General features: G+C 50.2%; 25 protein-coding genes. 4 read left to right on the top strand and 21 right to left on the bottom strand.

Features of this window, described 5'->3' with window-relative positions; translation table 11 throughout:
- The 21 genes from ABVT36_RS17835 to ABVT36_RS17735 all read right to left on the bottom strand — a co-directional run.
- Window positions 1-483: terminase family protein (locus tag ABVT36_RS17835; RefSeq protein WP_368457761.1), on the bottom strand; the 483-nt coding region annotated here is incomplete at its 3' end.
- The gene (locus ABVT36_RS17830; protein WP_368457760.1) at window positions 483-941 is read right to left on the bottom strand and encodes a hypothetical protein; all 459 of its coding nucleotides are present in this window, start codon (window positions 939-941) and stop codon (window positions 483-485) included. The genes ABVT36_RS17835 and ABVT36_RS17830, both read right to left, overlap by 1 nt.
- Window positions 938-1,174, bottom strand: a complete 237-nt coding sequence (locus tag ABVT36_RS17825; protein WP_367152151.1) for a hypothetical protein — start codon at window positions 1,172-1,174, stop codon at window positions 938-940. Before ABVT36_RS17825 ends, ABVT36_RS17830 begins: the two co-directional genes overlap by 4 nt.
- Complete coding sequence (locus ABVT36_RS17820) at window positions 1,171-1,404, bottom strand: hypothetical protein (protein ID WP_368457759.1); 234 nt, start codon at window positions 1,402-1,404, stop codon at window positions 1,171-1,173. The genes ABVT36_RS17825 and ABVT36_RS17820 overlap by 4 nt, the downstream gene beginning before the upstream one ends.
- Window positions 1,401-1,910 carry a hypothetical protein gene (locus tag ABVT36_RS17815; protein WP_368457758.1) on the bottom strand — a complete coding sequence of 170 codons (510 nt, stop codon included), beginning with the start codon at window positions 1,908-1,910 and terminating at the stop codon, window positions 1,401-1,403. Before ABVT36_RS17815 ends, ABVT36_RS17820 begins: the two co-directional genes overlap by 4 nt.
- Before the next feature lie 711 nt (window positions 1,911-2,621).
- Window positions 2,622-2,954, bottom strand: coding sequence for a hypothetical protein (locus ABVT36_RS17810; protein WP_368457757.1), 333 nt, complete (start codon window positions 2,952-2,954; stop codon window positions 2,622-2,624).
- Window positions 2,955-3,434: 480 nt separating this feature from the next.
- Window positions 3,435-3,764, bottom strand: coding sequence for a hypothetical protein (locus ABVT36_RS17805; protein WP_368457756.1), 330 nt, complete (start codon window positions 3,762-3,764; stop codon window positions 3,435-3,437).
- Window positions 3,765-4,012: 248 nt separating this feature from the next.
- Window positions 4,013-4,348: a hypothetical protein gene (locus ABVT36_RS17800; protein ID WP_368457755.1), complete on the bottom strand. Its 336-nt coding sequence runs from the start codon at window positions 4,346-4,348 to the stop codon at window positions 4,013-4,015.
- Between the two features lie 149 nt (window positions 4,349-4,497).
- Window positions 4,498-4,875, bottom strand: coding sequence for a D-Ala-D-Ala carboxypeptidase family metallohydrolase (locus tag ABVT36_RS17795; protein ID WP_368457754.1), 378 nt, complete (start codon window positions 4,873-4,875; stop codon window positions 4,498-4,500).
- 131 nt (window positions 4,876-5,006) lie between these two features.
- Window positions 5,007-5,345: a hypothetical protein gene (locus ABVT36_RS17790; RefSeq protein WP_368457753.1), complete on the bottom strand. Its 339-nt coding sequence runs from the start codon at window positions 5,343-5,345 to the stop codon at window positions 5,007-5,009.
- Window positions 5,346-5,514: 169 nt separating this feature from the next.
- Window positions 5,515-5,865 carry a hypothetical protein gene (locus tag ABVT36_RS17785; RefSeq protein ID WP_368457752.1) on the bottom strand — a complete coding sequence of 117 codons (351 nt, stop codon included), beginning with the start codon at window positions 5,863-5,865 and terminating at the stop codon, window positions 5,515-5,517.
- A gap of 24 nt (window positions 5,866-5,889) precedes the next feature.
- On the bottom strand, window positions 5,890-6,273 hold the full coding sequence (locus tag ABVT36_RS17780; RefSeq protein ID WP_368457751.1) for a response regulator receiver protein: 384 nt from the start codon (window positions 6,271-6,273) through the stop codon (window positions 5,890-5,892).
- 20 nt (window positions 6,274-6,293) lie between these two features.
- Window positions 6,294-6,629 carry a hypothetical protein gene (locus ABVT36_RS17775; RefSeq protein WP_368457750.1) on the bottom strand — a complete coding sequence of 112 codons (336 nt, stop codon included), beginning with the start codon at window positions 6,627-6,629 and terminating at the stop codon, window positions 6,294-6,296.
- Window positions 6,630-6,943: 314 nt separating this feature from the next.
- Window positions 6,944-7,591, bottom strand: a complete 648-nt coding sequence (locus ABVT36_RS17770; RefSeq protein ID WP_368457749.1) for a hypothetical protein — start codon at window positions 7,589-7,591, stop codon at window positions 6,944-6,946.
- Window positions 7,591-7,803 (bottom strand): hypothetical protein, encoded by a 213-nt coding sequence (locus ABVT36_RS17765; RefSeq protein ID WP_368457748.1) that lies wholly within the window; start codon window positions 7,801-7,803, stop codon window positions 7,591-7,593. Before ABVT36_RS17765 ends, ABVT36_RS17770 begins: the two co-directional genes overlap by 1 nt.
- 31 nt (window positions 7,804-7,834) lie before the next feature.
- A complete protein-coding gene (locus ABVT36_RS17760) occupies window positions 7,835-8,125 on the bottom strand; it encodes a nuclease domain-containing protein (RefSeq protein WP_368457747.1) in 291 nt (96 codons plus the stop codon).
- Complete coding sequence (locus ABVT36_RS17755) at window positions 8,112-8,555, bottom strand: hypothetical protein (protein WP_368457746.1); 444 nt, start codon at window positions 8,553-8,555, stop codon at window positions 8,112-8,114. Before ABVT36_RS17755 ends, ABVT36_RS17760 begins: the two co-directional genes overlap by 14 nt.
- Window positions 8,556-8,936, bottom strand: coding sequence for a hypothetical protein (locus ABVT36_RS17750; RefSeq protein ID WP_368457745.1), 381 nt, complete (start codon window positions 8,934-8,936; stop codon window positions 8,556-8,558). It lies immediately after the preceding gene.
- Window positions 8,893-9,744 carry a helix-turn-helix domain-containing protein gene (locus tag ABVT36_RS17745; protein ID WP_368457744.1) on the bottom strand — a complete coding sequence of 284 codons (852 nt, stop codon included), beginning with the start codon at window positions 9,742-9,744 and terminating at the stop codon, window positions 8,893-8,895. Before ABVT36_RS17745 ends, ABVT36_RS17750 begins: the two co-directional genes overlap by 44 nt.
- A gap of 153 nt (window positions 9,745-9,897) precedes the next feature.
- Complete coding sequence (locus tag ABVT36_RS17740; protein WP_368457743.1) at window positions 9,898-10,125, bottom strand: hypothetical protein; 228 nt, start codon at window positions 10,123-10,125, stop codon at window positions 9,898-9,900.
- 53 nt (window positions 10,126-10,178) lie between these two features.
- Complete coding sequence (locus ABVT36_RS17735) at window positions 10,179-10,391, bottom strand: hypothetical protein (RefSeq protein ID WP_367152086.1); 213 nt, start codon at window positions 10,389-10,391, stop codon at window positions 10,179-10,181.
- A 695-nt stretch (window positions 10,392-11,086) separates the two neighbouring features.
- On the opposite strand from ABVT36_RS17735, the gene ABVT36_RS17730 reads away from it, so the two are divergent.
- From ABVT36_RS17730 to ABVT36_RS17715, 4 genes are all read left to right on the top strand, one after another.
- Window positions 11,087-11,560 carry a hypothetical protein gene (locus ABVT36_RS17730; protein WP_368457742.1) on the top strand — a complete coding sequence of 158 codons (474 nt, stop codon included), beginning with the start codon at window positions 11,087-11,089 and terminating at the stop codon, window positions 11,558-11,560.
- A 924-nt stretch (window positions 11,561-12,484) separates the two neighbouring features.
- Window positions 12,485-12,880: a hypothetical protein gene (locus ABVT36_RS17725; RefSeq protein WP_368457741.1), complete on the top strand. Its 396-nt coding sequence runs from the start codon at window positions 12,485-12,487 to the stop codon at window positions 12,878-12,880.
- On the top strand, window positions 12,877-13,296 hold the full coding sequence (locus tag ABVT36_RS17720) for a hypothetical protein (protein ID WP_368457740.1): 420 nt from the start codon (window positions 12,877-12,879) through the stop codon (window positions 13,294-13,296). Before ABVT36_RS17725 ends, ABVT36_RS17720 begins: the two co-directional genes overlap by 4 nt.
- On the top strand, window positions 13,289-14,410 hold the full coding sequence (locus tag ABVT36_RS17715) for a recombinase RecT (RefSeq protein ID WP_368457739.1): 1,122 nt from the start codon (window positions 13,289-13,291) through the stop codon (window positions 14,408-14,410). Before ABVT36_RS17720 ends, ABVT36_RS17715 begins: the two co-directional genes overlap by 8 nt.
- Window positions 14,411-14,559: the final 149 nt, after the last annotated feature.

Below are 14,559 nucleotides of genomic sequence, written 5' to 3'. Positions count from 1 at the left end.
ATTGCGGATAGGGTCATCCAGGATGATCAGGTCCGCCGGGTTGCCGGTGACACCGCCGGCCAGACCCTGGGCCAGATAGCCGCCCCCCGCGGTGGTGGCATAGCGGGTCATCTCCTCCTGGCCCGGCTTCAGCTGGGTATCGAACACCGCCTGGTGGATATGCCCGCGGATCTTGTCCCGGTTGATCCGTCCCCAGCGCTTGGCGAACGCCTCGCTGTAGGCCAGGTGAATAATGTTCTTTGCCGGGAAGTGCCCGTGGTAATAGGCGGGGAAACTCTCGCTCACCAGCCGGGACTTGCCGTGCTGCGGCGGTAAGAAAATCATCAGCCGCCGGCATCGGCCATCCACGATACGCTGGAGCTTTGCCGCCACCAAATGGTGAAAGCGCGCCGGCGCATAGGTGGGATCGTGAGCGATCTCGTAAGCGATCAGATTGTTGTAGGCCAGCTGGCGCCAGTCGACGCCCGCTGATTCCGCCTCCATTAGCCGGTGCCTTCCGCCTCCAGTACCGCCTGCGCCATCTTGCGCGCAGCGCCCGGGCCCACAAACTCCAGCGGATCACCGCCCGGGCCCGTCACCTCCAGCGCCTTCAGTTCCGGCGCCCAGTGCCGCCGCAGCTGGCCGTAGCAGTGCACCGCCAGACTGAGGGTTTCGCGGCGCTCTTTAACCGCCTGCATCAACTGCTTGCCCATTAAATCCTTTACCCGGTCCGCATCGATCCCATCCGCCGCCGACAGGTCCTCCACAATCGCCGCAACCGCCCCGGAGAAAGCCTCCCGCGCATCCCGCTCCGCCTGCATCCCGATCCGCGCCAGTCCCTCCACGGGATCACAGCCCAGCGCCTGCAACTTCTCCTGCACCTGCTGTGTCCGCTTGTTCGGCGTACCCTTGGTGCGTCCACCGGTTTTTTTACCGCCGCTCTTGCCTTCCGTCGACATCACACCCACCTCTTGTTGAGTAAATTCAGCGAAGGCACCCGATAGGGTTTGCGTGCCTCCAGGGTTTTTCTATGGCCGGGCCCGCCGTGCCGCACCTCGTAGCCACCCACCATCAGGCAGCGGCGGATGGTGTTGCGCGTCAGCCCCGTCTTCTCCACCAGATAGTGCATAGTCGTCCACTCGGGTCCAACCACCGCCGCCACCCGTCGCTGCGCCTCACCGTAACCCTGCCTCATACCTCCTCCGGCCACTTTTGCGCTTTCTCCTGCCGCTGCCTGGCCAGTTTGTGCCGCTGGTAGCTGTAGTACCAATTCATCACAAAAGAAGCGACAGCCACTGAAGCACAGATAAAACCGATGGGATTTTGAGTGAACAGGCTGTAGAGGCTGCCAATCGCACCGGCGGTTACCGTTGTGGCGTGGCCAGCCTTCTCCGCCAGCTCTCGCATAAGATCGTGCACGGTCATGGTTTCACCATCGCCTTTGTCTTTTCCTTACTTCCCTGGCTGGAGCCGTACCAGAACTGCAGGATCATTGGTATTGCGCCGGTGATAACGCCGAGCATCAGGGTTCCGGTCTGTTCGAATGCTGGAGTTACCTCGACGCTGCCGGAGAACAGCAGGTAGGTCAGGAAGAAATAGCCGCTGATAAACACAAACGACAGCAACGCCTGAACCCACAGGCCCCCTTTAATGCCAAGTTCCCGCGCACTCTTGCGGTCCTCCACCTCAAGCTGGTACACATCGATATCCAGCTCTCGCATCTTCACCTTAAAATCGTTGTCGAGACCCCGCAGCTCCAGTAGCTTCTCAGGGCTCGCGTTCTGTACCAGCTCCGCGATGTCCTGCTCACTGCCCTCGCCATCCTGCAGGAAGTGATCCGAAAGGAACTTCACCGCAGTACCCGCCACCGGACCACCCAAAGCAGCGCCCAGGGTCGGGGCCACGCTTTTAACGATTGCTTTCCAGCTCATTTGTAGCTCCTGATAGAGAAAATGTGATGAGCGTCTAAAATGCAAAAATAGCTTGACTAGTGTTTTAAAGACAAAAATCAGCGCCCGCACTACAACAATCTTGACAAGCAAACTGCGGACCCGCTCTAATTCAAATTCCTGTCATTACCAACGGCAGATTAAATTTAGGGCCAACATCTTCTTGTAAAATTTTGCATCGCTGGCCAAAGCACCGGGATTATCCCCAATCACCTATTAAGGAATAAAAATGACCAATCTTTTCAAGAAAAACTTTGTTTTTTGTCTCCTGGCATTTGCAAGCTTCTCTGCAAGTGCAAGTGATCATGTGATAATAGGCACAATGAACTATATGGCAAGCACGAGAACTAATTTAATAATTAGGTTAGATAGTGGAGTACCAGCTAATTGTAATAGCCCTTCCAATAACCTAATGAGAATCAACAAGGAGGATTCAGTCATCATATCTGTAGCTCTGGCATCCTGGGCAAGCGGAAAGAGGAGAATAACTGTATACACTGATGCCGACGGATCATGTACTGTCAACCAAATTGATCCAGAGCGCTAACAAGCTCAAGAACAACTACAGAGACAACAACCATAACAAAAAACCGGCCCAGCGGCCGGTTTGGATGGTAGCTCTTAAGCTAAGCAGGCTCACTCAAGACAAAAAAATAAATACTGCAAACTATCCCACATATAGGTTCAAGCTTCTCAATTATAAACGTGGATATAACTGAGAGTTTCTGAAACTGACTGATCGATACAATCACCTTTTGTAAAAAGGGTCACAGTCTTTTGAGCCGCAAATGCCATCATTAGCATACTCAGGTATTCCTTAGCCAGTGGCCGATCCATACTGAAAGATATATAATCTCCATTTGAGCCATGACAGGATGGCGGATTATTAACACCGCCTTCAGGGTAAATATAGACAAGATTAGTTCCTTCGACGATTAAAAGTGAATGGATTTTTACTTGAGATGTATGCCCGAAAGACACTTGAGAAAAAAGCAAAATTGCTGATACAAGAAAAAACCTTAACATAATATTACTCCGATATATTTATAGTACCCTCACATGAGGAAGTCATGCGCACCAAAAGATACAGGCCCTATTCGTATCTGGCAAGAAGGCTATTCCCCCACCATCAACTTATTTACTGGCCAGACCAGAAATAGCACTAATTGCACCTAGCATCTGTAACTCCAAATTTTGAGTCCTGGGGAAGTAGCTTTCTCCAGACATAAAAAACCGGCTCAGTGGCCGGTTAGATAAAAGCGATTGGTGCACAGATGTCACCATCGTGGGGATTAATGAGACTTAAACGATGGGGCTAACACACTACGTGGTAACAATTTCATCGACTATCTGGAAAGGCTATTGCCTGTCCGCAAACAAAGCCCCACACCAACATCAACCTTCCAAAATCCATTCGCCTTTGATTTATATAAGTAGAGGCGACTGGACTCATTCAACAAACAGATACGTTGCAGCGAGCACAACCTATCTCTATTTATTATAAATTTACAACATTACTTGTTCTACAACTCTATACCCAGATGTTCCCCCATTCGAGCAACCATTAAAATATAGGTAAACTGGCTGGTTAGCCATTCGAGCACTTAAAAGCACTGAAAATTGTCTTTTTTGAGCTTCTGTCTCTTGCTGAAGATAGATCCAACCTCCATCTACATCACAATTCTCTACTGTATTACTAGCGTCAGGGGCCTTAAATAAGACATAGTTAGAAGGATATACCCTTAGATTTTTAATATCGACCGGCCCGGTAACACTTGTGTATGCCGATACAAGACTAGAAAAACCCAACAAAAATAAAAATCCTATATTTTTCATAAAAATTTTCTCTGTAATTTCGCAGTGGCAGAACAGCTGAATCGCGGCATTTAAAGCGTAACCACCGCGGCAACTATTATCCCGATTTCTATCCTAGAAGCAATTCTGCATCAATCCTCTAAAGAAACTACCAAAATTGGACGATTGAATAAATTTTTCACATGTGAGAAAAGTGCAATAGCGATTATTTGAAAGATAGCCTAGAAATTTAACGCTGCTCTCAAGGAATTATCTGGAACAAGAATCAGTTAGAAATAAGTTTCTTGCATCGCTACAAAAGTAGCATTGCAACCTGACTGTAAGTGCGAATGCAAGCGTACCTTTTTATTTGCCACATTTGCTGATAACAATACTGATGTAATTTGGTTATAGCGACTTGCAGACATATCTTGCGCTCTAAAGTTTACAACTCCCTGACAATTCCTTTCGTCTCGCGTATACCCATCTTCTAGATAAACCGTTATTGCATCGCCATTGCCATGCCCAATTTTTATCCCCTTAATGTATCCAAACCCTACATCCTCATTTGCAATCCCTACGCTAGATAACAGTGAAAAAAGAACACCTATTACATACTTGCTCATAGAAGCCTCAAAATAAACACTTATTGATATAGTGGTTAATGTGGCCACCATTATCCTTATTCTTGCCTCAGAAGCAATTGCCCACCAGCCTTCTCAAGTAACTATTCAAGTCAGACTGCTGAACAAATTTTATACAACCCAGAAAGCGGCTAATAGCTCCAGACCGTAGGCCGGGCCCGCTCGCCCGGTACGGGCTCAAGGTCATCCATGTGGATGAATCGGCCGCCATGAGCCCCCTTCTGCTTCACACCGATACCGGTAAAACCCTCCTCCATCGCAATACTCAGGAGCTCATAAGCTCGACTCAGGGACACAGACACATCCACCGCCTGCCCCGTGGTGTGCGTCATGGTGGAGCCGATCTTGGCGCAATGGGCTGGGCAGCGATAACCCGAGTTGATCACCATTGGTTTCTTAAACCGCTCCCTCACCCTGATCAATCGGTGCAAGGTGTCATCCGAGAAGTGGTTTTTGCCACAACAACGGCAAGCCAACTCCTCTTCCGTGAAGTAGTCGTTCTTGAACATAGGATCACCAGATACGAAAAAGCCCGCAGTAAGCGGGCTTAGATTGATACAGAAATTAAGCTACAATTATTCCGGCCTACTTAAGTAGAGAAGAAGTCAAATCATCTTCCACCAGCCTGTCCTTAATACGCTTACTGCATATAGACCGAAATAATAGGAGAATAAGTAGTTCCACCCAGATCTACACAAGTTCCTGTGACGATGTTTACTTGTTTTCCTGCTGATTTAGCGGCCAAAACCATAGAATACATTTCTTTAGCCAATTCATTACCTGAAAACATTAGTACAGGTGTAGTATTATTATCACACGTCGAATCAATTATTGTGACATCGTAAACAAATAATCTTCCTCCCGAATTATCATTTATGATTTGAATACGATTGTCAGATATATCGACGAAGCCACTTTGCGCTGCAAAGGCCCCAATAGATACCAACATCCCACCTATCAATGATATTATGTTTTTCATGTACATCTCTCTTAAAATATATGTATACCCAAATACCATCCTAAAATCACGCCCTTCTCCTTTGGCAGATTTTAGTATATGGCATAGTTATTGTGAATCAGTACTTTCCCTTCCCACAACTACCCAACTGAAAAATTTATATACACCTTATCAAAGCACATTGAAAACCTTATTGCTTCAAGACCTGGATATAAATAGCCGAACATGAAGTGCCGGAGCCGTTTACACTTATTCTTATCACCTTTCCTGCTGCGTATGCCATCAAGGCGGTTGAAAGCATTGAATCCGCAACCGGATCGCCAAGGAGAACTTTATTAATATCGCAATCCCAAGTACTTCCAACTGGATTTGGATCTCGTGGGTTTGCAACAATTATCTCAGCCCTTTCAGTATTCCAAACTAGCACTTGTTCAATATCTACTGTCCACAGCCCAGCAAAGGCATTGCTGGAAAAACTAAACAATAGAACCGCAACGCCTAAAATATTTTTCATTTTGTGTATTGCCTTATACTTACGCATCAGTCGTACTTAAGAAATTCAACCTCAAATATCGATAAAAAGACGATTTATAAAACAATTTTGGCTCGAATCGTCAAAATAAATTCTAACTTGTTTATTAGCCATGGCGGCAGCAAGCGCGGCACTATACATTTTGTCAGCCCCCTCTTGTGTAACACTTGATTGACCTACACTTAAATAATAGTAATGTGGCGAACCTGGGCTTGGACAATCAGGGCTTTCACTTTCAAATTGAAAAATAACTTGGCCGTCATTGAGAGGATAAACTGCTTTTATTTTAGATGTATGCCAGTGAAAATCGGCATAGCAGATAGAAGATAGCAATAGTCCACTCACGATAAAAATAAGTTTTTTCATATTAATCCCAACAATTTTCACTTTGCTCATTTTCTTATACTTACCCATCATACTATTAATTGCTTATTAAATTACTGCCGTTCTAAAACCACATATCCGATCGAACATCCAACAGAACCATTAGTTACCCTTATCGTTGCTCTTTTGTCGGCCATGTGTGCAGAAAGTAAAGTAGAATACATCGCATTGGCACCGGGAGTAGTTAAATCCAATGTTGCATAAATACCAGATACGGACTCACAATCCAAAATAGTTTCATCGCCACTAGTTCCTATATATGCTTCTCCAGGGCTTTTCACATAGAGTGTATCGATATAAACGGCATCACACACATCCGGCTTACAGTCTGCATTCGCGAGCCCGCTAATAGAAGCCAGTATGGTTATGAAAAAAACTCTTGCTTTCATTTTAAATCCAAAATTATATTAGAGGTTGATTGTATTACTGCAGACAGCTTAATCACACAAGCAGGAAACTGCTGCGATGCAACCAATGCCTTCTGCTAGCACACTGAACCACTGTCGCTTTCTCGCCAAACTGGGTTTGATCGGCATTCAGTATACGGTGAGCCTGGCGCGAATCAACACCTCAACCTGATCTGACTGAGGGCAAATGCTGGAAAATCGCAGACACAAAAAAACCGACTCGGAGCCGGTTTCTCGGTTAGCAATGCGGAATAACCGCAAGCTAGGAAAAAGTTAGCATTCTGGCACAAACCCTGTCAACCACTTGCATACAATTTTTCTTTGTATCTTTCCACCATCTCAGAAACCGGTCCTAATGCCCTGGCCGGAAGTGGGTCCAGACGTCTCTGAAACCGTTGCCACAAGCTCTTCCAGTGTCCATTCCAGGTGGACTTATTACAGCCTAAAATCGTGCGGGCCTGCCTTAGATCTATTGGCCTGCCATTCACATCCCGAAGCGCGCAGGCGTTGATACAGAAGAAGGCCAGCTTGCTGACCTGGGTTCTGTTGTGCGGTTCACCCCATTGGTCAAACTCGGTCATCAGGTAATGAAGGAGCGCGGCACGCTCTTTGAACCGCGCTGCCGGCGGCGCATAGGCGGCCATACCCCAGCTGTAGGCCAGTGGGTCGGTTTGGCGCAGCTTGGCTACTACATTTTGAATCAGGCCCTTTTCACAGGCGTCCATGATACGGCCACCGCTGCCCTTCCCTACTCTCGTTTCAACCGCATACAGGGTCGGTGCCGGTATTCTCGCCGTCACTGCGCCCTGCTCGTCCCGGATTTCGTCGACGGTGCGCCTGGGGCGGGAAATTGCTTGGCTTTTTATGACATGCGTATAGTCGGCCTGCCCTGTGGGGCTGTCGAAGGCGTCATGCCATGCCTGTCGAGCGGTGTGGAATCTCATCAGCTGGCCGTGAAGATCTTGCGATACAGCTTCGGGGTTGGATTGCGGTCCCGGTTCCTGAGCCTGCCGGAGGTCTGCCAGCGCAGAAAGTCGCCACAAGCCAATTCGTATCTGGCACACCTGTCTCGTTGGTGGCAGTGATCGCAGGGCGATGGCTCCGTCAGGGCACGCTGTTGATTGGGTGTCAGTTCGGTCTTGCCCCAGCTACGCATCAGGCCCCTCTCTCGGTATACATCAGGATAATCATCGAACCAGCCCCTTTTCCCGCATCCTTGTTTGAGTTTCAAACAGCGCCCGCAGCTTGCTGCGCTCTACCTCAACCTTTGGTATCTCGGTCTTGCAACGCCCGTCAATCACGTCGTGGCAACAGCTGCAGCCATAAACACCCCACCAGTCGGGGGACTTTCGGGCCATACCGGCGTGGCTGGGTAGATGGCACAGCACTACCGTCTCCGGGTCTCCGTTGCAGTGCGGGTAGAGCCGCAAGGTGCAGTCCTCACCCTTCGCCGCCTGACGTAACTTAGTGCTGCGCATCCAGCAATGCTCCAAAGTCGACGCCCTTGAGGGTGTACCGATCAAATACCGTATCGATATAGCGTTGGCACTGCTTGACCGTCATCAGGCGTGTGACCGGAAACCACTCCATCAGGTCGAGCTTGTCCTGATACGCCACCGGCTTGATGATCTTGTCGTAGCTCTCCCGGAACTTTTCGTCTTCCTCCCGCAGAATTGGTACGCCAATGGTCAACTTGCACTCTGCCCGTGCATGGGCGCTGTCGTCACCATACAGGGATCGGCCAATGCGCTGGTACAGCTCGAAGCACATGCGGTTCTGATCCAGGCTGCGGTCCTTGCCCAGGCGCCAGAAAAAACGTACCACCTTGTGTTCCGCAAACAGGCCTTCACAGTGTTTATAAAACCCTTGCAGGCTGGCCTGGCTATTGACCTGGAACTGTTCCGGCATTCAGGCATGCTCCGCTGTAGTTTCCTCGTCAGGAAACAGGGATTTCAGGTCGCTCAGTGTCCTGCTACCAATCGACCTGGAGCGCTCTTGCGCCGCCTTGTCAGGCAAAGCAAGGGGCTTAAATCGCTTGTGAGCCATTTCTCCATGGGGTTTTTCGCACATTCCCAAAAAAGCGGCATAGCTCGGAGGCCAAACCTCATCGCCCTGCCTCCCCGCTTCCCTTACCATAAATTCCAACCGGTCGAAGCCCCGCTTCCATGCCACGTCGCTGAGATCGGCTGTCTTCTGTGCCCACAGCAGGAAGTTTGGAGAATAGCCTTCCCGCTCATTGCCCGGCTCACCTTCCTGAGATACCCATTTGTGGCCAAACAGCTGCGTCATTCGTGCCCACATCGCGTTCAGCAGCTTCTGCTGCCTCGGCGGCAGCAAAGTTGGCCGCGCATTGTTGGCGGATGCGTTCGAGCTTGTTGGGTTGGCCAAAACCTGATTGATGTTTCGCATGGTCACTCCTCTGCTCATGGTTTTTTAGCCACTCAAAGCGGAAACCTCTCCAACCTCGCTCACAGCACACACCGAGACAGTCATCAACGGAGAAACCAGCAACAGCGGCTTTGTGGAGTTCGCCCGCCATTCGATTGACAGCGGTTTGTGTAAGTTTGGCCTTGCGTGTGCTTTTCCAGTCACTCAGCACGTTAGGACTTGGCGCCTCAGGCCAGGAAGCAAAATCCAGGGAAGGATTTTTCGGTTTAGCAGGGGCGTGAATTTTCGCATCCCCTTGTATTACTCTTACTGTACTGCTCTTACCTGTACTACTCTCTTCCGCGTTTTCCGAATACCCCCCTTCGGGATTCCGAATAGGGTTCTCCGTGTTTTCCGAATACCCCCTTCGGGATTCCGAATACCCCCCACTCACAAAAATGTTGCGTTCACAAATACGCTTTCCATCGCGTTTTTGGGTGATCGTCAAATAGCCTTTTTTCTCCAGGCTGGAGATGATTTCAGACACCCGGGATGGGGACAGATTGAAGAATTCGGCGAACGCCTTGTTGGACTTGTAACAGCCTCTGACAGGATCTACGGACAGGCTATTGATTTCCACCAACATAACCTTTTCCTGCAAGCTCAGGTCCTTGGACAGCCACAGTTCCGCTGGAATCCAAACGCCCTCAAATGCGCGTTTATCGCTCATTGACACCTCCGCCCGCTTCTGCGGTCCCTCAGTGACCTTGATGGTTCCGGTACATCAAAAGGTGCCGGCCTTTCACCGGCTCGGGACGTCCCTGCCCTTCTACTGCTTCCTCACAAACTGCCCTGTCACTCCAAACCAGTGATGGATTCGTTTTCACCCAGCACTTTCTGGAAGCTTGACAGAGTTTTTAAGAGTCTCTGATAGCCCCTCTAACTCGCACAATTCTTCGGTAACCTCATCCAGAATGATCTCGGCTTGCTGTGCAGCCAGCTGCGCCTGTGTTTTGCCCTTGGAGCCATCCAACCGCCGGCCACAAAATGCCAGCCGCTGACGGTCATGCTCGGGCAACTCCGCCAACAACTGAGGAATGATTTCTTTCATGGCATAACCTGCTCTTGATTGATGTTGTACCGCCGGCTAATCGGGACCTCCACTTACAGCTTTTTGTACTTGCCCAATATGGCTTGGGCTGCCTGGGCTTTTTTAACCTCTTCGAGAGTCTCAGCTTCGTAAATGGGCAGTGACGTCTCGATAATGATCCTCGCCAACTGCTCGTGGCCGATACCGTAGCGCTTCGCCACCGCCTTTAACCGGTCAAACACCGGTTGTGATGTGCGCAAATTCGATTTTCGAAAGTTTGTTTTCATCCCCGGTCCCTGTGCCCGTAACTTTGTAATAGGTGCCGGCCTTCCACCGGCTCGGGGCTATAGCCCTTGGCACTGTATCTCCACACACTTCGCGGTCGTGTCGTGCCTGATCTCCCCCCGAGCTCTGCTACTCTGCTCCATCCTGTGGGTGGATTGCTTGGTGCCGGTCTTTCCCGGCTGTCAGCGGTCTTTCCCGTCGTCCGCCTGAGGTGACCAACACCTATAGAGGGGATAGGCCTTCGCGCCCCCCGAGCTATGCCGGCCTGTCTATTAACTCTGGCAACACTCCAAATGCCAGTTGGGGTTTATTGCAAATAGCAGTAATCAGCGCCGTCCTGCTCGGTCAAAATACCGCCACTGACTGCAACTATTGCCTTCGCAAGTGCCGGACTAGCCTTGCGACGACCACTTGCCACCTGGTGCAGATATGCAGCTGTACATGGATATCCAGCCTCAGCGCATAGACGAGCTAATTGCTCACGCCTGCGATACCAAACATCCCGCACGTGGGTCGCTAAGCGTGTCTCTGCCCTACATCGCTGTTTGTCTTGCTGTGCACTCATGACATACAGAGTATGTCTTTTAGACTAAGGTTGCAAGTATGGACCAAATGCAAGAGGAATCAATCTGTGCCAAAGTTGCCGCTATCGGCAACACAGCCGGGGTCATTAAACAGGTAAATTCGAGATCAAAACGTGTACACCGCCAAAGGTCGTTTAGACATTAAGACAATCAGAAGGGAGAACGCTCGCCGTATCGCCAAGGAAATGGGAGGGCAAGCGGCGTTAGCTCGCGCGCTCGATATGCCTAATCCAGGAATATCGCAAATTATCGGTAAGAACCCTCGTCGAAATATCGGTGACGTCATGGCCCGCCGAATTGAGGATGCAGGGAAGTATCACCATGGTTGGCTGGATATCTATCATGGAGACGAACATTCAGAAGCAGCAAATATATCTGGTGGGGTAAACGTAGATCTGCTTAGGGATTCTCTATTGCGTACCCAAAAGGAGATGCAACTTCTATCTCTGAGCCTTAGCAATGAGGAACAAATGGAGCTACTGGCAAAAGCTGCAGCTGCCGTATACGCTTACACCGAATCAACTGGCGGAACAACCCTTGTTGACCCTAGTTACGCTCTCAAGCTTCTACTGCCGAAAGGCTCCTAATTTGAGCCTCGAATTGCGGGCACGTTCTGTATATACCAACTTTACGGCATTCCAATAATTTAGTGCAGGCACCGCAACAGGAATTCATTAAAGACAGGGCCTCCCTCAAGGCGGCCAGTACTTCTCCATCTCTTGTTTCCCTACTCGGCTCCCTAGCAATTATCTGCATTTTACCTTCCCTTCAAGTTGCACAAGATTTCGGGAAAGACTCCTTTGTGAAAATAAAATTTAGTGTTTTGTACCATTTGCAATCATGCTTATGGGCCATTACTTAGATAAAAAGAACAAAGTAGCAGATTTTTATTCTATTGCAGATAGCAAAAACACTACAGTTCAAAAGCCTCGCATCAAAACTACTTCAAGCACCTCCCCTGAATTGCGCCCCCTTTCAACATCTATTGGCTGCCGGGGCCCTAGACTCGTGCCCATACTGCAGGGCCCTCCCATAACGGCACAGCAGCTCACTTAGGGGTATCTCACAACTTTGTAGCTCATTTATATGGAGGAAAAAAATGGGGCCTCGCATTCGCATAACTGGTTGAGTTATACGAACTCCTAGAGCTAGGTGCGAACGCTTTCATTGAGCAAGAGCTCGCCTAAGACTCTACTTGTGATGTTGAGCTACGCGACCTAGTTAACACAATTGGCAGACTAATTAACTCTAAATACAATAAAAGTTAATCAATTAGCTTTACAAAGTTGGTCTTATTGATTAACCTGTTCTCACTTACCAGGGAGAACAGCCATGCCTACGACCTGCTCAACTAACCCTCCTTGGGACTCTATTAGACAGTTTGAGCGTCAGAAAGAGTCTCAAATAGGCTCGTCTATATCCAGCACAATTCTGACAAACGGTTGTATCCGCCTCGACAGTATCTCTCGCCAGACTGAACTCGGCCTGAAGCAGTTTCAGGGGGTGGCGCAATGATGAACTTCGCCACCAGCTCAGCCAGGCCAATAGAGGACGCCCTGCCCGACTACGAGTGTCACCAGGACAACCAGCGGGAAATCACCCAAAAGGACATCGAGGCAGTCGCCGAATTCATTGAGTATCGCTTATTAAAAGAGCGCGGCATTTTGAGCAAAGCTGCCGTGCGCGCTCGCGAATTGTTCGCCGATGCAATGGCAGACCGAATCGACAGCCTGGCCGGGAACTCCGATAGCACCGGCCCTGAACACATCGGTTTGCTTGCAATACATGACGCTGTAGAGGCTGGATTCGAGATTCAAGAGGCCGCCCGCAAAGCCATAGCACACATTGCCGAGGAACACTTTGAGGAGTTCTCAGCCGAAGCCCGCTGCTGGGGTTGGCTGGAATGAACGGTTCATTGAGCGCCCTTCTGGTAACCGCCAGCCGCCGTGCCAGCTACCTGTTTCCTGGCCTGAACGTAACCGTGGTTCGCGCTTGTGACATGGACTGGTGGGAAGAGGTCTGCAAAGCCATTCGCGAGCGCTGCCGTCAGTCCTATCAGCGCTGGGGTCACTGTGAAAACCCCTACCCCGTTGGCGACCTGAAGCGTTGGGAGTGGGTCGAAGAAACCCAAGCCATTGTGCGGGAACGCCTGTCACTGGTGCTGCGTGACACCAGCTGGGCTGAAGAGGATGCCATCTGTGATCTGGGCGGCGCAAAACGCGGGGAAGTGATTCCCTTCCCTACCCCGCAACGACAGAGGAAACCGCAGCAGGAAGCGGCTAAACGCAACGTCAACTGGGAATGTGAGGACGCCCATGTCTAGCTTGCCCAAAATCATCGATGCCACAGAGGTAAAGTTCTGCCAAATCGCTCCGAAGGCACTCAACTACCAGTCCGAAAGAGGCTTCGCACTGCAAATCCTCGCCAACAATGAGTACCTGGCCAGAGTCGCTAAAGAAAACCCCATTTCCCTGCAGCAGGCGATCACATCTGTTGCCTCAATCGGTCTTTCCCTGAATCCGGCAGAGCGCCAGGCCTACCTGATCACCCGCAATATCAAGGTTGCGCAAAACCAGTGGCAAAGCCGGGTCTTCCTCGAGCCCTCCTACATGGGGCTGGCCAAGCTCGCCACAGACTCGGGCAGCATTTCATGGGTACAGGCAAACCTTGTCTATGCCAACGACACTTTTGTCGACAACGGCCCCGGTGAGCGCCCCACACACACCTACAACGCCTTTGCCAAGAAAGACCAACGCGGCGATTTTGTCGGCGTCTACTGCGTGGCAAAGACGCACGAAGGAGACTACCTCACCAATATCATGCCGGAAGACGAAGTGCTCTCCATCCGGGACCGCTCCGAAGCCTGGAAGTCGTTCAAATCCGGCAAAGCCAAAACCGGGGGACCCTGGCAAACCGACTTCGGCGAACAGGCGAAGAAAACCGTAATACGCCGAGCCTTCAAGACCTGGCCCCGTACCAACCTGGCCCGCATGGCGGAAGCGGTCCACCTCTCCAATGAGAACGAAGGGTTTGAGCCTATTCTCACCTCCCCACAGATCAAGGACTACACCGCTGAACAGAAGCGGTACTTTGACCAGCTGATAAGCCAAAGCTCAGCCCTGCGCATGTTGGCCTTCCAGAAAAGCCTGGATGACTCAACATTTACCAATCTCTATCACTCATTCGAGAAAGGACAGAAAGGCAAATACCAGCGTGCTGTGGATGAGCTGCTCAAAAGCGGAGAACAACAGTCCCAGCAGATAATTGCTGATTTTACGGCAACAGCTACCTCTGACGATCCAGACGGCATTCTGGAGATATACAACGAATTGTCGTTAGAGGAATTTGATTTCATCGCCTCTCGGCTGCCAGCCGAGATCAATCTGGTGATCGATGGAGTGATTAACCAGCGCCCCGGCGCACTCAGTCAGCAGTAACCGCTAGGGCCGCCAGTACGGGGCCCACTTTAGGCAGTGAGTGATGGCAGCTTATTACAACGAGATTGATCCATTTGCGGCCCAGTGGTTAAGAGAACTGATTTCAGCCGGTCACATAGCGCCAGGCGATGTCGACGAGAGGAGCATTG

The organism is Microbulbifer sp. TYP-18, from assembly GCF_040932045.1.
Lineage (GTDB): Bacteria > Pseudomonadota > Gammaproteobacteria > Pseudomonadales > Cellvibrionaceae > Microbulbifer.
This window is presented reverse-complemented; position numbering and strand designations above follow the sequence as displayed.